At 66.1% G+C, this 17,888-nt stretch carries 14 protein-coding genes and 2 pseudogenes; 6 read left to right on the top strand and 10 right to left on the bottom strand.

Annotated elements, in window-relative coordinates; translation table 11 throughout:
• Positions 1 to 1,272: 1,272 nt before the first annotated feature.
• The 4 genes from ACZ59A_RS26810 to ACZ59A_RS26795 all read right to left on the bottom strand — a co-directional run bounded on the left by ACZ59A_RS26810 (position 1,273) and on the right by ACZ59A_RS26795 (position 6,361).
• Positions 1,273 to 1,596 (bottom strand): hypothetical protein, encoded by a 324-nt coding sequence (locus ACZ59A_RS26810; protein WP_470963246.1) that lies wholly within the window; start codon positions 1,594 to 1,596, stop codon positions 1,273 to 1,275.
• Between the two features lie 1,091 nt (positions 1,597 to 2,687).
• On the bottom strand, positions 2,688 to 5,126 hold the full coding sequence (locus ACZ59A_RS26805; protein ID WP_470963243.1) for a tetratricopeptide repeat protein: 2,439 nt from the start codon (positions 5,124 to 5,126) through the stop codon (positions 2,688 to 2,690).
• Between the two features lie 18 nt (positions 5,127 to 5,144).
• Positions 5,145 to 5,561, bottom strand: coding sequence for a hypothetical protein (locus tag ACZ59A_RS26800; RefSeq protein ID WP_470963240.1), 417 nt, complete (start codon positions 5,559 to 5,561; stop codon positions 5,145 to 5,147).
• Positions 5,562 to 5,701: 140 nt separating this feature from the next.
• On the bottom strand, positions 5,702 to 6,361 hold the full coding sequence (locus ACZ59A_RS26795) for a helix-turn-helix domain-containing protein (RefSeq protein ID WP_470963237.1): 660 nt from the start codon (positions 6,359 to 6,361) through the stop codon (positions 5,702 to 5,704).
• A gap of 843 nt (positions 6,362 to 7,204) precedes the next feature.
• On the opposite strand from ACZ59A_RS26795, the gene ACZ59A_RS26790 reads away from it, so the two are divergent.
• Together ACZ59A_RS26790 and ACZ59A_RS26785 are read left to right on the top strand one after the other, a co-directional pair.
• A complete protein-coding gene (locus ACZ59A_RS26790; RefSeq protein WP_470963234.1) occupies positions 7,205 to 7,618 on the top strand; it encodes a hypothetical protein in 414 nt (137 codons plus the stop codon).
• A 164-nt stretch (positions 7,619 to 7,782) separates the two neighbouring features.
• A complete protein-coding gene (locus tag ACZ59A_RS26785) occupies positions 7,783 to 8,592 on the top strand; it encodes an SAM-dependent methyltransferase (RefSeq protein ID WP_470963231.1) in 810 nt (269 codons plus the stop codon).
• A 9-nt stretch (positions 8,593 to 8,601) separates the two neighbouring features.
• Here ACZ59A_RS26785 and ACZ59A_RS26780 read toward each other — a convergent pair whose 3' ends face one another.
• Complete coding sequence (locus tag ACZ59A_RS26780; RefSeq protein ID WP_470963228.1) at positions 8,602 to 9,510, bottom strand: helix-turn-helix domain-containing protein; 909 nt, start codon at positions 9,508 to 9,510, stop codon at positions 8,602 to 8,604.
• 84 nt (positions 9,511 to 9,594) lie between these two features.
• Positions 9,595 to 9,834 (bottom strand): DUF397 domain-containing protein, encoded by a 240-nt coding sequence (locus ACZ59A_RS26775; protein WP_470963225.1) that lies wholly within the window; start codon positions 9,832 to 9,834, stop codon positions 9,595 to 9,597.
• Positions 9,835 to 10,780: 946 nt separating this feature from the next.
• Between ACZ59A_RS26775 and ACZ59A_RS26770 the strand changes: the two genes are divergently transcribed.
• From ACZ59A_RS26770 to ACZ59A_RS26760, 3 genes are read left to right on the top strand one after another with little or no spacing between them, the layout of a single operon-like run.
• Positions 10,781 to 11,794 (top strand): ABC-three component system protein, encoded by a 1,014-nt coding sequence (locus ACZ59A_RS26770; protein WP_470963222.1) that lies wholly within the window; start codon positions 10,781 to 10,783, stop codon positions 11,792 to 11,794.
• The gene (locus ACZ59A_RS26765; protein ID WP_470963219.1) at positions 11,791 to 12,333 is read left to right on the top strand and encodes an ABC-three component system middle component 2; all 543 of its coding nucleotides are present in this window, start codon (positions 11,791 to 11,793) and stop codon (positions 12,331 to 12,333) included. The genes ACZ59A_RS26770 and ACZ59A_RS26765 overlap by 4 nt, the downstream gene beginning before the upstream one ends.
• Positions 12,326 to 14,170: a hypothetical protein gene (locus tag ACZ59A_RS26760; RefSeq protein ID WP_470963216.1), complete on the top strand. Its 1,845-nt coding sequence runs from the start codon at positions 12,326 to 12,328 to the stop codon at positions 14,168 to 14,170. Before ACZ59A_RS26765 ends, ACZ59A_RS26760 begins: the two co-directional genes overlap by 8 nt.
• A 211-nt stretch (positions 14,171 to 14,381) precedes the next feature.
• Here the strand turns inward: ACZ59A_RS26760 and ACZ59A_RS26755 are convergent, their stop codons facing one another.
• The 4 genes and pseudogenes from ACZ59A_RS26755 to ACZ59A_RS26740 all read right to left on the bottom strand — a co-directional run bounded on the left by ACZ59A_RS26755 (position 14,382) and on the right by ACZ59A_RS26740 (position 17,269).
• Entirely contained in the window at positions 14,382 to 14,900 is a 519-nt protein-coding gene (locus ACZ59A_RS26755) for a hypothetical protein (protein ID WP_470964473.1), read from the bottom strand.
• A 216-nt stretch (positions 14,901 to 15,116) separates the two neighbouring features.
• Positions 15,117 to 15,554: pseudogene (locus ACZ59A_RS26750) on the bottom strand (TniQ family protein); the annotation flags it as partial.
• Positions 15,555 to 15,778: 224 nt separating this feature from the next.
• Positions 15,779 to 17,002, bottom strand: coding sequence for a TniQ family protein (locus ACZ59A_RS26745; protein WP_470964416.1), 1,224 nt, complete (start codon positions 17,000 to 17,002; stop codon positions 15,779 to 15,781).
• Positions 17,003 to 17,017: 15 nt separating this feature from the next.
• Entirely contained in the window at positions 17,018 to 17,269 is a 252-nt protein-coding gene (locus ACZ59A_RS26740; protein WP_470963213.1) for a helix-turn-helix domain-containing protein, read from the bottom strand.
• A gap of 70 nt (positions 17,270 to 17,339) precedes the next feature.
• Between ACZ59A_RS26740 and ACZ59A_RS26735 the strand changes: the two are divergent.
• Positions 17,340 to 17,798: pseudogene (locus ACZ59A_RS26735) on the top strand (TniQ family protein); the annotation flags it as partial.
• Positions 17,799 to 17,888 lie beyond the last annotated feature (90 nt).

Genomic DNA, 17,888 nt, shown 5'->3' with positions numbered 1-17,888 from the left:
CCGGGCCTTCAGCGTTTGTGTCGAACCTCGACGCCGAGCGCGATGGGGCCAGGGCCAGGCCCGGCACGAGGTCGTTGGCTGAGCGTTCACCGGCGGGGCCCGAACAGCCGTCCAGGCCCCGTGGCGGTCACGCGCGACGGCGGCGCGGTCGAGACCGACGCCTCCTGCACCAAGGCGCCCCTGGAACTGGCGGGCGCGCGTTCTTGATTCTGAGAGGAGTACTCGCGGAGCCGCCCCGGGGGGACTCTGCCTTGCCCTCGGGGCGGAACTTGTCCCCGAAGACGGGGAGGGGGAGCGGCACCTGGGCGAGGAGCCCGGCCACCGCACGCGGCGGTAGCCTCACGCGGAGGGGACTGGTCAGCGTGGTGGGAGCCGGCGCGAGCACGGAGGGCTCGGAGCGCGTCCACGTCGGAGGCTCTGGGGAAAGCAAGTGCAGCTCGTCGACCATCGACGCCCAACGGCCAAGAAACTCCCAGGAAGTGCCCTGCCTGCGGAAGGCGAGGGACAGGTTCCGCCAACGGTGCTGGCCGTCGAACGTCACGATCGACGCCTTGCCCGAGTTCGCGTGCCCCACCACAATGCCGAAGCGGCCGCCGTGGGCCGAGAAGGTGGCCGAGGCGCGGGGATGCGCGGTCTGGCGTAGTCGTGGGAACCACAGATTCAGATACCACTCGGCGATTGGCCAGTGCCTCGCAGGCTGCTGCGGGGCCGGGAACTCCGCTGGTTCATCCGCGTAGTTCTGGAGCCGGTACTTCCGGCGACGCCCATCGGCTCCCCAGCCGGTCCGCGCGTGTGACCGGCCGGGCCGGTCTGCTGCTGTGCTCAGACCCAGGGCTTCCTGGCGTTTGGCCTCCCGGTAAGCGGCCTGCCGACAGCGGGAACTGCAGTACCGGCGGGGGCGTCCGACCGCCTTCTGGGTGAAGGGCGGGGCTGTGCAGCCCGCCCGCTCGCACCGGTGAATCGGCACCTCTTTGGCGCCCTCCCACACCAGGGCGGAGTGCCGGGGACCAAAACGGCTCTGCAACTCCTGACGAAGCTGATCGCCATACTCCGATTCACGCAACTTCACCAGGAGCCCCGAGATGATCCCCAGCAGTACGTCGACCTTGATGCCGATCTGACTCGCCAACTGCAGGCTCGGGGCCCCGTGAAGGAAGTCGAGGAGCAGCCGCCGCTGTGCATCGGTGAGGACCTTTCGCAAGGCCCGCCCCAGGACATCGTCGCCGACGTGCCGCCCCACCGGATCCCGGTCCGGCCCGTACCCCTTGCGTGTCACTGGCCTGCCTCCCCCGCGCCCGTTCCGCCCTCTGGCGATGCCGCCGCATCGCCCAAGGAGCTACCCGTCTGCGTGGTGCCACCCGGCAGCATCTGCCGGACCCGCCACCGCATGGCGCCCAGCAGACCGGTCAGCGTCCGGCCGCTGGTCTCCAGCATCTGAGGGAGGTCTTCCGCTCGGGCACGGCGCATCGCCTGCCGGGCGATCCGTCCGTGGACCATCATCGCGGTGAGACAAACAAGTGCCCCCACCCCAACCACAAGCAGCGTGGCCAGTACGAGATTCGACACCGTGCGCTTTCCTTCCGGATCCAGAAACACCGATGGCCCCCGGAACGAGGAGCGCCGGGGGCCATCAGCGGTACGGGCAACAAAAAAGCCCCGCCGTGGGGCGGGGCTGCGATGCGGGCACACGTGTGCCGCACCGGTGACACCGTAGCGATTTTCTGGGCAGCCCGGGCCTTCCCTCACAGACGCCTGGCGTTTGCCCAGGTCAACGGCCTGTTGGCTCGAGACTGAGCGGCAAGGGGTAGCAGAAGGGTTTCGTAACACCACCCCGCTATGGGCGTCTCGGCAATCTGCTCCTGGCACCTGCTGGCGCGCCGGAACGCGCCGCTGTGGAGGCTGGCGGTCCGGCAACCGCCGCCGGACCGCGAAGCGACCTTCGAGCGGTTCCGCCTACATACCGGAGGCGCTGTGCGTGACCTGGTGGACCTATGGCGGTTAGGCGTAATGGGGGACGCAGACCAGGAAAGGCGATGGCGGATGGCGGAGATCCCCCAGGATGAAGACGGCAACCGCCTGTGCTTGTGGTGCGGCACGTCGATCCACCAGTCGGGCACCGGCCGGAAGCGAGACTACTGCCGACGCTCGTGCCGACAGCGGGCCTACGAAGCTCGGACCTCCCGGCGACAGGTGGCCGCCGCCCTGGGACTGCTTACCGACGGCCAACCCATCCGGCGCGGTCTGTGGAGCGATCTGGCCTCGGCCCCTACTAATCGGTAGTTCGTGCGCCCTTCGGCCCCGCCCGGGTCCTCGGCGCCGCGGTCGGTGAGCCGGGGCGCGGGCACTCTCGGGGGCACCTGGGGCAAGTCGGCGGTGTAGGGCAGCGGTGGAGACCGGCACCGTGGCGAGTCGGTCGCCGCCAAGATGTCGGCGGGCGTGTCGATCGTATCGACCGCGTCCTCGACCGCCCCGCGCTCCAGCCCTCCGGCGTCACGACGTCAGCCAGATCGCACTCCGCGTCGGTCATCGCCGCCGAACGGAAGAAATTGGTTCCGCCACGTCTCGGGAGAACTGGATTCGTTGGGGTGGGGTCCTCCGTCGATGGGAAAACTACGTGGGCAACGGGAAGGGGTTGGTAGAGATCGGCTTCACCGGTTCCCTTCGGTGCACTTCACGGCGTGCTCGACCTACTCTCGGCTGACCTCTTCGCAGGAAGCCGACGGGAACGGGGCGGGCCCTACATGAGGGACATTGGCGAGGAGCAGATCGTTCGCTGCCAGGTTCGCTCCCATCACCGTGGCATCTGCGGCCTCCGCGTCGGCACCACCCGAGCGAAAGGCGTCCGCTGCAGCCTCCCACGTAGCTTGGACCTCTTCCGCCCCACGCCCTGCGGCACGCAGAGTCAGGGCCAGACCGCTTAGTGCTCGTCCTGCCTCATACGCGGCATCGGCCGCGTGGAAGAGTGGGATCGCTTGTTCTGCAGCGGCAATGGCCTTGTCGAAGAGTCTGGTCGCCCGGAAGACGATGCCGAGATTCGTCCAGACCGTCGCCTCACCATAGTGATCGCCGAGTTCCTGGCAGAGGTCACGGGCCTGTCCCAGGGAGGGGAGAGCCTCCCCGAAACGCCGCTGCTCGATCCAGACGATCCCGAGATTCGTCCGGGACATTGCCTCACCGTGGCGGTCGCCGAGCCCCTGACACAGGGCCAGGTCCTGCTGGTGCGCGGAAACCGCGTCCGTGAGGCGCCCCAGTTGATGATATGTGGAACCGAGGTTCCCCCACGAGGTGGCCTCGCCGTGGCGATCGCCGAGTTCCCGGCAGAGGTCACGGGCCCGCTTCAGCGGGGCCAGGGCCTCCTCGCAACGCCGCTGCCTGAGCAGTACACGACCAATGTGGTTGCACGCGGCTGCCTCACCGTGATGATCGCCAAGCTCTATCGAGATGCCGTGGGCCTGCTCCAGGGCGGTGAGAGCCTCCTCGAAACGCCCCTGCTCGACGAGGACCCGGGCGACGTGGATGTGGGCCGTCGCTTCACCGTGCCGGTCGTCGAGTTGCTGGCATAGGGAGAGAGTCGCATGGGCGATGACACTGGCCTCATCGAAGCGTCGCAGACCTTCCAGGGCGATCCCGAGGTTCCCCAGTGCCCTGTACTCGGAGTCGCGGTCACCGGCTTCTCTGGCTGCGGCGAGCCCGATGCTGGATGTGGTCAGCAAGTCGTCGAAGTATCGCCTCTCCTCCAAGTACGCCGCGAGACACAGCGGCAAGTCCTTGGCGACGGAGTCATGGCCGGTCGCGTAGGCGGAGGCGACGGCCGCGATGAGATTGCTGTGCTCAGCGCCCAGCCATTCCAGGGCCTGCCCTCTGTCCGGGAACAGATGGGATGGTTCGTTCCCGGACCATGACCGTAGCTGAGCGTCAGCGCTCAGAGCGGTACGTCCGTAATAGTCGATCAGCAACCGTTCGCGGGACTGGAGGTACTCACGAGCCCGTTGAGGAGCGTCTTTCGTGTAGGTCACCACCTGCTCCGCAGCGTAGTGCCGGATCAGATCGTGCATGTACCAGCGGTTGCGGCGCTGCCCCCGCTCCAGCAGGTGGGCGCGGGCCAGTTCTCCCAGCAGACGCGTGGTTTCTCCCATGGTGAGGCCCGTCAGAGCGGCAGCGGCCTGTGTGGCCAGGTCGGGACCGGGGTTGAGAGCAAGATGCCTGAAGACGTCGACCACGGCGGAAGACAGGCGTTGGTAGGAGAGGTCGAACGCAGCCCGCACGGCGCGCTCTCCGTCGTCCAGATGGTCCAGGGGGCTCTGAACCCTGGCCAAGTCCGTGGCGAGACCAGTCGGAGTCAGGCGGGGGTCAATGACCAGGAGGGCCGCGGCGATTTGTAGGGCCAAGGGCAGGTGGCCGCACCGCCGGGCCAGCTCCTGAGTGTCGGACGCAGCCGTGGTGAGGCGGTCGTCGTGTGGGTCGGCGACACGTACCGCAGTGTCGAGCAGCAGCGTCGCGTCGTCAGGAGGCAGGAGTGACAGGTCCAGGAGGCGGGCGCTGAGGGTGGGCAGAGTGTGACGGGAGGTGATGAGCACCCGGTGCGGCCCGATGCCTGGTAGCAGGGGTCGGACCTGGTCGGCTGCGGAGGCGTTGTCGGCGATGATCAGCACCGCCCCTTGGGCTTCGGCCACGGAGCTGAGCCGTGACCGGTACAAGGCAGCCCGGTCCTCCACGGTGGGCGGGATGTGCACGGCAGGAACGCCAAGGGCCCTCAGAAATGAGTCCAGGGCCTGGGCTGGTGCAACGGGCGCTTCATCGTAGCCGTGAAGGTCAATGAACAGGGTGGCACCGAACCAGCCGCGTTCATAGGCAGTGTGACTGGCCGTCAAGACTAAGGCGGTCTTACCCACGCCAGGTGGGCCGGCGACTGACGCAACCGCTCTCGCGTCCGGGGTTGCTGTGGGAGCCAGCAGCCCGAGTAGCACATCAAGTTCGGATACGCGGCCGATGAAGCCCGATGGTGCCGCAGGCAGCGAAGCCAAGGCCATTGGCGACGCGCCATAGTAATGATGCTCTACACCAACTTTGTCGTGGAAGGTGCTGCCCCGCAGATCGATGTGGTCGCCGCTGTAACGATCTCCCACTGCCCATCTCCCCGCAGCTCAGGTGTGGTTGTGCTGCACCCCTTTGACCTGAACAGGACCATGGAAACTGCCGTGACGGAGGTCAATGTGGTCCCCACCGTAGGTGTCACCGGTAGGAGTGCCTGCGCTGCTGGTGTCCCAGCCGAGGCCACTGCGAACCTGTTCACTCCACAGCTGCAGCGCCCGTGCGAAATCTTCATCCATGTCAGCCCGTGCACGCAGCGCCCGCTCCAGGTTCTCTGCCCGTACGGGATCCTCCGGGACCGTCTCCAGCGCGGCCAACTCCGCCGCACCGGTCCCGGCACCTGATCCCTCCGACACCGGGTCATCCCCCTCGCTCCTTCCGGGACGCCGGACCAGACTCGTGAGACCAGCCCACATCTGACGACCCACTTCACCGCCCATGCCACCGGCAAGCGCCGCAAGAGTGGCCATCGACACAGGATCCACGGTTCCACCTTCAACGAGCAGTCAACACGTCAGGTAAGTGCCGTCGGCAGAATACGCCTCCCTCTGCGCGTTCGCGGCCGTCACGGCCACCGGCATACGCTGACGATCAACGCCTGTAACTGCGGCTATGCCTGAAGGTAGCGATGCAGGGAAGTCTTGGGGATGCCGGTCTTGGCCGCGATCTGCCCGAGGCTGTGGCCCCGATTCTTGAGGAGCCTGGCGTACTCAATCTTGTCGTCGGGGTGGGCGACGGGTCGGCCGATGTGGCGGCCGGCGGCTTCGGATACGGCGCGGGCGTGGGCGGCGCGTTCGCTGGTGAAGGCCTTCTCCGTCCAAACTCCGGCCGGGGTGCGACCGAGCGTCTCGTGGGCCTGGCCGTGGTAGCAGGCCACCGTCAACGCCAGCCAGCCCTGCAACTCGCGCAAGGTCAGCGCGGCCTGTCCGTCGCTGTCGTAGGCGCCGCGCTCGGCGGTGCTGGAGAACGTGGTGCCCGGCAGTTCGTGCACCGTCTGCATCATCGTGCCGATCAGCCGCTCGATGATCCCGCCGAAGTGCGGTTGGCCGAGTGGCCGGTAGCGCAGGGCGATGCCGTGCTGGTCACACCCGCGACGCAGGGCCTCGCTCTTGAACTCCGCGGCATTGTCCACGTACAGCTCGCGCGGTTTGCCGCTCATCGGCCACACCGCCTCCACATCCAGCCGCTCCAGCCACGGCCGCTTGTCCATCGCCGCGTGCACCAGGCACAGCCCGACCGACGGCGCCGACGGCGCCTCCAGCGTCACCACGCACCGGCTGACCACGTCGATTGCCGCGGTCAGATACGGACGGCCGACCGGCAGCCGGTGCTGCTCGTCTCGCCGCTCAGCGACGAACGGGTGCTCGAAATTCCGTCACTATGTTCGAGGTGGGCGTGGTGAAAATACCTCGCGCGGCTCCGCTTATCAGATGACTTTGCATGAGGGGCCTTCGAGGCCGTTCGGCACCGCAGCTCGCGATACCGTCATCCCGGCTCCACGTGAGGAGCCCGCCCTGGGGAATGGGGGGCGTCCCGTTCCCCAGGGTGCAATGCGATCAAGGCAGGGATGCGAATGCTTGACCTATTTCACCGAGGGCGCACACAGTCGCCCTCCGGGCAATTGCACGGTATCAGTTTTAGTTTCATGCCCGCGGTGTTCTGCGAGGACAGGTCGATCGCCACTGCCATTCAGTTGGTTGCGCTGACACTCTCCTTGGTCGCGGCCGGCGCAGTTGCCGCAGAGGTGTTCGCGCCATGGGAGTTCACCTGCGCGGTGGACAGGTCGGCCTGCGGTCTGAGCGTCCAGTTCAGCTGGTCCTGCGGAGGCTGACGTAGTGCCTGCTCGCCGCTAGCTGGCCCGCGAGCAGCCACCACTCCACGCTGAAGAAGCACGATCGCCTGAGCGGCCTGCAGTGAACTTGCCTGCAGGGCACCTGGACTTAAGGACACGTCCGTGTGGGAACCTCGGTACGAAGAACGGCGCACTACTCCTGCATCTCCCCGGCACCTCCACACCCGCATACACCGAGGCGCGCGGGCCGCGGAACATTGCTTCTGTGGAGGTGGTCTCGTCGCAACGAATCTATGGAGCGATGTCGGCTATTTCGCTTTCGTGGAGCTGCAGAAGCCTCTCTACCTCCGATACGCGCAGGCACGCTTGCTGGACGAACCGGTCGGCCGAGCTGCTGTTGACGCCACGTTCGGCATCGTCGCGAGCCGATGGGGCAACCTCCTGCGCGAGCCACGCCCGGAAGCTGGCGCCTGGCGTCAACTCCGCGTCCAGGTCAGTACCGCGAGTCGTGATTTCTGCCGCCGGGACCCGGCCATCGACCGACTGTACGACTCGTTGTCTGACGAGCGCGCTGACGCAGTGGTGCTGCATTGCCGACTGGGGCTGCCGGTGAAGGCCGTCGCTGATCTTATGGGAGTGGACCCGCCGGGCGTGGCAGCCAATCTCCTGGCCGCCATGCGACAGCTTCCCGCTGCGACCCTCGAACGTCTGGAGGAGTCCATACCTCATCCGTGAAAGTCGGTCGGCTCCGGGCGTAAACTTCTTCGGTGAAACGCTACGTCTGCGCCCCTGTTTTCGCCACCATCACTCTTGACAGTGGTGGTGGCGCTTGGGCTGCCCTCCTATGATGGCCCTCATTCCCTGGAGAGATCGGGGCTCGACCGGGAGGGGTCTGTCCGTTGACGGACAAGAGGCGCATCGACTTATCGGTTCCATCTGCGGCAAGGATGTTCGATTGGCTGCTGGGCGGACATTATAACTATGAAGCGGACAGAGTAGCTTGCGAGCGGCTGCTGAGTTCCGCTCCGACCAGCAGGGAGGTGGCTCGCAACAACCGCTGGTTTCGCGAGCGCGCCGTCCAAGTGCTGGCTAGAGAGCACGGCATACGGCAGTTCATCGACTTCGGGTCGGGGCTGCCAACGCAGAAGAACGTCCACCACATCGCACAGGCAGTCGATCCCCAGGCGCGAGTCGTATACATCGACAGTGATCCCGTGGTCCTCGCCCACGGAAGATCCATTCTGGATGAGAACGACCGAACCGCGATCATCTCAGCCGACATCGCGGATACGGGATACATCTTCGGGTGTGAAGAATTCAAACAACTCATCGATTTGAATGAGCCTGTCGCCGCTCTGTTCATTTCTGTCCTGCACTGCATTCCGAACGAGGCGGGGCCGGGACAGCTGGTACGGCGGGTTGTCGAGCGTTTGAAGCCGGGCAGTTTCGTCGCGATCTGCCACCTGGTGAGCGACAGTGCACAGCTCCGGCACGACGTGACGGAGCTGATGCTGGATCAGACTCAGGGACATTGGGGGTGCGTGCGAGAAAAGCGCGACGTGGAAAGCTACTTCAGTGGGCTTACGGTCAAACCACCAGGACTGGTAGACGTCACTGACTGGCGCCCGGACTCCGAGCTACAGCAACGACAGCGCAGCATTGAATGGACCGAGTTCGGCGGCCTGGCGGAAGTCCCTCCCCGACCGTAACCGCAGCAGCTAATCGGAGAACCGTTCGAGAGCCCTTTGCAGCATACTGCGACTCTGACGCCGTGAAGCAGCAGCTTCTGCACTGAGCCGCAGCATCAGTTCGACGTGACGCTCCACATCCTCCGTCTTCGAGTGGTACGTCGCGTCATCGTTCCCCTCGATGAATACCATGGGCCGCAAACCACCCGTTGCGAAGACGAGGTGGGTCATGGAAGCGTGGTTGGAGACGACAGTGCTGTCGAAGGGGACGAACCTGATACTGACCTCGGGTACGTCGAGCAGATTCAGTAACTTGAGCAGCTGCCCGCTCATCGTCTTTGGGCTTCCAACCTGACGGAAGATAATGGACTCGTCCAACAGGAAGATCGCTTGTGGGGTCTGCATCTGACCGAAGAACCGCATCTGCCGTTCCTGGCGTAGGCGTACCCGCGGCTCTACCTGGTCGGCGTCAGAAACCGGCAGGCCGTTGCTGATGATCTGCCGGGCGTAGTCGTCGGTCTGAAGCAGCCCGGGCACGATCTTCATCTCGTACGTCATGAGCTGGACGCACTCCGCTTCCAGGCCCATCAGCCGGTGCATCCACACCGGGGTGAAGTCCAAGAAGGGCTCGAACCATTCGGCTTCGACGGCGCGCCGGGCAAGAACCTCCAGTTGAGCCCGGTCCTCCGCACTCACCTTGTACTTGGCGGCCAATGCCGTGACGTCACGCAGGTCCGGAGGACTCTCAGCTCGTTCCAGGCGGCTGACTTTGGAGACGGAAGCGCCGATCGCTTTCGCGGCAATTTTCATGGTGATGCCGCACTGATCACGCCGCTGGCGGAGGGCGCCCCCGAGGAGGAGCCCAGCCGCAGTCGGCCTGACGTCCGCAAGCCGTCCTGGACCGAAAAGCGGGAGAGAGTTATCGGGGCGGGTGGACACGCGAGCTCCATTCGTGAATAGGCACCTGCCCATCCTGACACGGCGGAAGCTCGCGTGTCCCTCGAATTTGGGTTTCTTTTGAGCCTAGTTGGCTACCGCGAGAACATCGAACTCGCCGTTCTTCACTCCGTCCAGGAATGCGTCGATCTCCGACGCCTTGAAAATGAGCGCCGGTCCACCCGGATCGGTCGAGTTGCGCATCGCAACTTTACCCTCCGGCAAGGCTGCCAGTTCGACGCACTGGCCGTTGGCCGTGCTCTTCCTGCTCTTGACCCAGTTCGCTTCGACGGATCCCGCCGGGACCCCGTTCTGGTACTCGTCCATACAGAACCTCCGCACCATTGCGTTCGATTATTCGGCTTCCCCGCGCCCTCCCGGCCTGCTGTGCAGGAAACCAGCAGGCTGGCGAGCCATGCAATCCCATCATGCAATTGCATGAACTGAAGGTATCGAGATACTAGCTTTGTGAATTCGAACGCCGCTGTCCCCCTATAGGGTGATCGACAGAGAACGACTTGCAGGTAACGAAAATCCACACATATGTTTGGCCTTCGGATTCCTGAATTCCGGGATCGAACGCTGAGGGCAACCTCCTGAGAGTGCTCACCGAGATCGAGGACCAGCGCGGTCTGCTGGGGTGGTTCCTCGCGTCCAGCGGATAGTTTGCGGCCGGTGGTTTCTTCGTCGGCACCGACAAATCGTGGGCTGACCGGCTCGACATATCGCGCATTCGTACGTCCTCGCCGTCTCGCAGAGCATCACCGGGCAGCCAGCTGACAAGCACACACCGTCCAGTGTCGAGATTTGGCGTGGCTGCGAACTGGCCGGGCTGAGCCAGTGAACGCGGGGTGACCGTCCAGCTGGCCGACAGCCACGGCAATATCTGGGTCATGCCTCCAGAGAGGCTGGGTCGCGCCGTTCGCGGGTCGAACTGTAGCCCTGGGCTGCCGGTCGCGGACCTCTGGGAGCTATCCGCCTCCTGTTTGCTGTGCGGCGGCGCTCCATGCCAGGCCGCCGAGATCGAGTTGGTGGCGGGCACAAGTGACGGCGACGTAGGCGAGGCGGGCGTCCGATCGGCGTCCAATCGACGCTGTCCCGGTCGTTTGGTGCGACCTTGCACGGGTATGAAAGGCCTCTGCTCAGGAGTGATATTCGTGTTCTCGCCTGGTAGATGGGGGATGGTGGGGTGTCAGATCCGCAGGGTGCAGGGTCGGGGGCTGCAGGGCAGCCACGGCTGACAGTGCTACCTCCTACGCTGCGTATGGCGTCGATGCCGTCACCGAAGAAGATCGTCGCCTTCTCCGATCCGGACGAGTTCGAGGAGTTCGTGAAGGAGTGGGTTCCGGCTCTTGAGCCGCAGTACGTCCTGGTCGAACGGCATGGGGGCTCGGGGGACCACGGAATCGACGTGGCCGGTTACCTGTCGCAGCAGAGGCTGGAGGGGGAATGGCACAACTACCAGTGCAAGCGGTACGCCGCCGCCCTGGCTTGGGCGACCGCGGCCCAGGAGATGCGCAAGATGTTCGTGGCCGCTGCGGCCGGAGAGTTCACCGTTCCCACGCGGTACGTGTTCGTCGCGCCGAGGTTCTCGCGCAGCCTGCCCCGTCAGTTCGCGAAGCCGTCCGAGTGCCGGGCCAAGTTCCTGCAGGAACTGTCCACGACGAAGGACAAGATCGTGGTGGACCTCACGGGTGACCAGCGAAGAGCGGTCGAGGAGCTGGCTGCTGCCACCGACTTCGCCATGTTCGAGTGCGTCGACCTGGACGAGATGCTCGCGCAGCACAAAACGACGCCGCACTGGCTTGACCGCTTTCCGCATGCCCCGTTCGAACAGGGACCGCAGGAGATGGTTCCGCCTCCGCAGCACAGCGATGACGAAGCCCGCTACGTTCAGCGCCTCGTCGACGTCTACCGCGAGCGCTACCCCGGCACAATCAACAGCCTGGAGGAAGTGCCCAACGTCGAAGAAGCGGACGAGCACCTCAAGCGGCAGCGCGTGGCCTTCTACGCGGCCGAGGCACTGCGGGTGTTCGCCCGTGACGCCACCACGCCAGCCTACTTCGATCGGGTGAAGAAGGATGTGCACAGCATTGTCGTGGAGACGGCGGCACGCTCGTATCCGGATGGGTGGGAGCGGCTGGGCGCTGTGATGACCGTCGCCGGGACGGTGCAGTTGACCCCGACGATCCTGGCTCCCTTCGTGGAGCCGGAAGCCCGTAAAGGGGTATGCCATCACTTGGCGAACGAGGAGCGTCTGACATGGTGCCGGGAAGGAGAGGAATGACCGCGCTCAACAGCCCGCTCGAGGTCGGCGTACGTGCTCTTGCCCTCCTGGCCGACACGGTGCCGGGAAGGAGAGAAATGACCGCGCTCAACAGCCCGCTCGAGGTCGGCGTACGCGCCCTTGCCCTCCTGGCCGAGAGCCATCCCGAACCCATGGACCTCGCGCAGCTGGTCGCACTGGACCATGTGCTCCTCCACAGCGGTGAATTCGACGGGCCTCCCAGCCTTCACCCGGACTTGCCGGCACGTGCAGGAGAGCTCGGGAGGAAGCGGGCTGTCCTGGAGGAAGCGCTCCTGGTCCTGATCAGAGCTGGCCTGGCAGGCGTGGTGGACCACAGCGAGGGCCTGATGTACGCGGCCACCGACCGGGGCCCGGTCTTTGTTGACGTCCTGGAGGCGCCCTACGCCGAGTCGCTGCGCGAGCGGGCCGAGTGGGTTGTTCATGACTTCGCGGCCAGGTCGGACGCCAGAGCCGCGACTTCGGAGATCATCGCCCGCGCGTCAGCTCACCTCACACGGGGCGAGGCGAGTCATGGGTGATCTGCGCCTGGTCCACCTCACCTACGCGGGCTCCGGCAAGCCCACCGCCACCGTCGAGTTCGACCCGGCACTGACGGTGATCTACGGGGCCTCGGACACCGGCAAGTCGTTCATCGCCGAGTCCATCGAGTACATGCTCGGCGGTACCCGAGCGCCCGAGGTACCAGAGGCCGAGGGCTACAGCCAGATCCTGCTGGGACTGCGGCTGCCGGACGGCACGGTGCTTACCCTGCTGCGCGCACCAAACAGCAACACCATCCACATCCACCGGCAGGACCTGCGAGACCTGGTCACCGCCTTCGCCGACACCCAGGTCACAGCAACGCACACGGCCCGCAGCAAGAACAGCCTTTCCCTGTTCCTCCTGGGCGAGCTGTTCCTGGCGGACCTGAGGATCCGCAAGAACGAGGCGGGCGGCAGCCGGAATCTGGCTCTGCGTGACCTCGTGCATCTGTCGGTCATCCCCGAAACGCGTATGGTCGACCCCCTCTCCCCCGTCCTGCACTCATCCGCCGCCAGCGGCAAGACCGCAGCGGCCTCGGTCATCCGGCTGATGCTGACCGGGGACAGCGCCCCGGACGTCGACACCGGCCTCAACGCCGGGCAGCGTCGCGTCAACAAGGGAAAGATCACCTTGCTCGACCAGATCATCCTCGATCTGCAGAGCAAACTGACCACATCCGAGAACGTCAGGGAACTGCGTGACCGGCAGGTGCGCCTTCAGGCGTCCATCGACGAATACTCCACCACCTTACGTGTGATCACCGACCGTCACCTGGATGCCGTCACCGCCCGCATGAAGGCCGCGGAAGAGCTGTCCACGGTGGAGGGCCGCCTCGCGGAAGTGAGCGACCTAGTCTCCCGGTTCGAACTGCTGGAGGAGCAGTACAGGTCGGACCTCGCACGGCTGGAGATGGTGACCGAGGCTGGCAGTCTTCTGGGCTACTTCCGCGTGGGCACGTGTGTCTTCTGCGGTGCTGAGCCCGAACACCAGAATCCCGGTCACGGGCAGCACGAGACGACCCAGCTCCACCTAGGGGTCCAGAACGAAACCGAGAAAACCAGCGCACTGCTGGCCGACCTCCTCCCCACGATCGAGGACTTGCGCGCCCAGTTCGAGGCCCTCAGCGGCCGGCGGGAAACCTTGCTGCTGAAGACCGCCCGCGTGGACGAGGAGATCGCCGCGGCGGAAGGCCAGTTGGCACCCCTGCGGAACCGCAGGGACGAGCACTTGCACGCCCGGTCGGAGATCGAGCGGAACCTGGAGCTGCACGAGCGCATCGACGAACTGGAGGGCCGGCGCTCACGGCTGGACGGCGAAACGGTCGGGCCTGGGCAGCGGCCATCCGAGTACGTGTCCAACCGGATTCTGTCCACCTTCGATGAGACTCTGCGCCGCACTCTGGAAGCCTGGAAGGTCCCCGCCGTGGAGTTCGCGGAGTACGACCAGTACGCCATGGACATCCGCGCGGGCGGCCGCCCCCGAGCCAGCCGAGGCAAGGGAGTTCGCTCCGTGCTGCACTCGGCATTCACCACTGCACTGGCCCAGTTCTGCCTGAGTAACTCCAGGCCGCACCCGGGCTTCATCGTCCTCGACTCGCCCGTCGTCACCTACCGCGATCCCATCAGCGACGATCCCATCGGCGAGGACGTCGACCTGACCTCCAACGTGGTGGACCACTTCTACCGGAACATGCTCGCCTTCCCCGGACAAGCCGTCATCCTTGAGAACGGAGACCCGCCAGCAGATGTGATCTCCCGAGCCTCCGTCTACCGGTTCACCGGTACGGGGCCGGGCAGACACGGCTTCTTCCCCATCGCAGTGGCAGATGACTGAGGCAGAGAGCGGCTCCCTTCTCGGGGCGGGCTGCACTGATCCGGTGGCGAGCCCACTGGAAGCAGCATCCGCGGCGCATGGCCTGGGACCCAGGGTGTGGACAGCGCGCCGCTGGCGGGGAAGCGATCGTCGACACGGTGCGTTGGCGACCGTGTTCGTGGCAACATCCGACGACCTCGGGACCTGAGCCGGTGCGGGGTGTGCCCTTCGGTCAGGGGCTGGCGAGCTGGGCGAAGGCCTGTGTGTCGAGAGCCTGGCTGAGGAGTTCGCGCAGGGTGGGGCTGGCCCGATGCATGTACGAGGGCAGGTGGTCGTCGAATTCGCGGAGCCCGGCCGGGTGGGGGACAGTGAAGATATCCCGGGCCACAGCGGCGGGATCCTGGCTGTCGAGGACCGAGGCGATGACTGTGAGCTTGGCAGCCGAAGTGATGGGATCGCGCTGCCAGGTCCAGGTGTTCCCAGATGTGACCCGCATGGGGTAGAGGAAGCCGGAGACGGATCGCCGCCAGCTGATCACGGGAGCGGGGTCGTCCCAGAGGGAGGGACCCTCGACGGCGCTGAAGCGTTCCTGGAGGGCGGGATCGGCGCTGGTGAAGACCTGGACGCGCAAGGGGTGAGGATCCTCGAGGAGAGTCCTGAGAGTCCGCAGGTCGTCGTACCACTGCTGGAGATCCTGGCTCGGGGTCTCCGCGTCGTGGAACTCGAGCAGCCGGTGGAAGACGGAGTGCACGGCGGGATCGGTGGCGGGCGACGTGTCGATCTCCCACAGAGGGCGGCCGCAGCGTTGTCGTTTTGGGCGGCGCTTGCCATGCGATGGGAGTGTGACGGGCTCCTCGGCGCGGGGCAGGAATCCGGGGCAGCGTCCGGGGGCGTCGCTGCGCAGGATGGATGGGGAGAACGGTGATCCGCAGCCCGGGCAGAAGGACGCGGTGTAGCAGCCGTGCTTGGGGCACATCACTGCCCACGACTGGTACCACCACAGGGGCCAGCGCACGGGCGGTGTCAGGCACTCGGGGCAAAAGGCCCAAGTTTCTTCCGGGGCCCAGCGGCAGTCGGGATGGCGCCTGAGCCTGCCGGAGCTCTGCCTGACGATGCCGGACAAGGTCATGTCGCGGAGCTGTCTGGGGGCGAGGCCCGTGGCGACATGCAGGGGGACGGCACAAGCGAGGGGGAGTTCGGCGGTGTGGCGTGCGAGACAGGAGGCGTGCGCGGTCGCGGGTTCCAGCCCAAGCCGGTTCATGATCTGAGTGCGGTCCACCTCGTAGTAGGCAGCCAGGTGATCGATCCAGCTGAACAGCGACTCGCCGGGCTGCGGGAGAGAGACGACGGGCAGCCGGCGTGGCGCTGTCCGGGCCGCGTCCGCTGCGGCTGGCGACGGCGGCATCGGGTCCTCCTCGAGCTGGCTGTCCCGGCGGCGGGAGCCTGCCGACGACAGTAGACGAGGGGCGCATCAGGCAGGAGGGGTAGCGCCTAATCGTCAACTATGGGTCTGCAAAGCGCAGTTGCCGTGGCCGGGGAAGCGCTTGAACAAGCCGAATACACCTCGGGCGAAGACATCCCGGAGCACGGCCCGGAGGGTGTCTGTCTCGGTGTTCACGCCGTCCGGCTTCAGGGGAACTGCCTTTGGGAGTGCGGCCCGTCTACGCTCCGGGCTTCGGGGTGCAGTTGGTAGGGGGACAAAGCGTTGATGTAGGCGGGGCCCTGGTAGGGCAAGGACACCAAGTCGGCGCGTAGGGCCTCCCGCATGTGCGCGGTGTCATGGTGGAACGGCCCGAAAACCAGGGAGGTACTGTACAGCTGCTGGCGTGTGAGATGGGCGCCCGGATCTCCGAAGCCTGGCTGCTTGACCTTGAGCCACTGTACCGACCGTTCCGGGCGGTACTCGTTCCTCGAGAGGCGCTGGGCCACGTGTGCGGCACCGGCCATTTGCAGAGGGTTGGTCCACAGCGGCGCCAGCTCCGGCTCGCGCTGTGGCCAGGTCGTGCCGCTGTCGTCGAAGCGGAAGCACAGTGCCTCCTGGGCCCTGAACAGCATATCGGGGGTGAGTCGCTGGGCGGCGAGGGCGGTCAGCGAGGCGAACTCCGTCTCCCGGGCAGACTCTTCCGGCGTTCCGTAAAGCCAACGCAGCAGCCGCTTCTGCCCCTCGAGGGCGCGCGCATCGTCGACCGGCACCGTCACGGCGTGGTCCAGACGGCCACGGCACACGGTGGTTCCGTCGCCTTCAGGGTACGGGGTGGGGCTCAGGAGCGAGGGGACGGATGTCCGCCATCGCAGTCTGCACACGCGGCTGTCCCAGCCCCAGCACAGCCCGCTCTGTACCCGATTGCACCGCGGGCAGCGGTTGTGCAGGTACACCATGTGGTCCAGGCAGGCGAAGGCCCACGGCAGTTTCCACTCCAGCCGCCACTGGCCATCCCGGGCGAGGCACTTGGGGCAGAAGTTGGAGTGACGGCGAAGAACCCACGCCCCGACGGCCCACGCGGTCAACGCCCCCGGACGCCGATAGGGCGGGGACGGGAGGTTGGGCAGAGCGGTGGTGGTAAAGCGTGACAGCAGCATGCCGCTGATCGTTTCCGCAGGTACGCCCGTCGCCGCGCTGAGCGCGTCAGCGGAAGAGGGAGCAAGGCCCAGGCTCGCAGTGACCGGGCGCATCTCCCCTCGGGCCGTAAGCCCCAGGCAGGTCAGGATGTCCGGCTGGCGTATCCCGTAGAGCAGGCCGATCCGATTGATCCAGCTGGCCAGCGACTCCCTTGTTTCGGGCAGTGGAACGACAGGCAGCCGACGTGGCACCCCAACCTGTGGGATGGGCGGGCAGACGCCTGGGTCCGGCATGAACACGGGCCTCTACTAGTGGTCCGGACCCATGTCCTGGAACAGCTCGGAGGGCGTCACGCCCAGAGCCTTGGCCAGCGCGGGAATGCGGTCGACAGAGATGCTGTGGATCGAGGCCTCGACCTCCGCGTAAAAGGACCGGTCCATCCCCGCCGCGGCCGCCGCCGCGGTCTGGGTCATCCCCGCACGCGTACGCAGAGCCCGAAGACGGCGCCCGAAGGCCAGCCGCTGAGCCGGGACGCCCGCATCGGAATCACTGTTCGCCACAGACGGAACCGTAGTACAGTCCCACGGTTGTAGGAGATGTCCTACAAGATCGAATCGGGGAGGGGGCCCGGTGGGCGACCGAGGACTGCCGCGTCGGCTTCCGTCGGTACCGGTTCCTGCCGAGGGGGAGTCGTTCCCGTCCTGGCTCAGCCGTGCTGCGGTCGACTGGCAGATCGCTCCGGGACGGGCTGCGCAGGTGCTGGGGCTGGAATGCCGCCCGGGCTACACGGGCGCACGGCCGCTGTGGTTCGGTACCGCGCTCACGCCGCGAAGCCTCCAGAGCATCGGGGCGGCTACCGGCCTGGACACGCATGCGGTTCAGGCGATGCATCTGTCGCGGTATGCGGACATCGTGCTGGATTTCACTGGGCGAGACCAGCCGGTACAGCAGGAGAAGAGTTATGCCAGGCTCCGTAACCGCGAGTGGGCGCTGTTCACGTCCAGCCGCGCGTGCCCGAAATGCCTTGCTTGCGCCCCAGTGTGGCCGCTGTGGTGGCGTCTGGGCGTGGCCGCCGTGTGCCCCGAGCACCGGGTCCTGCTGGTGGATACCTGCCGCAAGTGCCATGCGCGTCTCGGCTCCGGATACACCGGACATCCCCGCGGTCTGACTATCCGGCAC

The sequence above is a fragment of the Streptomyces sp. NPDC040405 genome (assembly GCF_055595765.1).
Note: the sequence above shows the minus strand (reverse complement) of the source record. Positions and strands in the feature narration are given on the sequence as shown.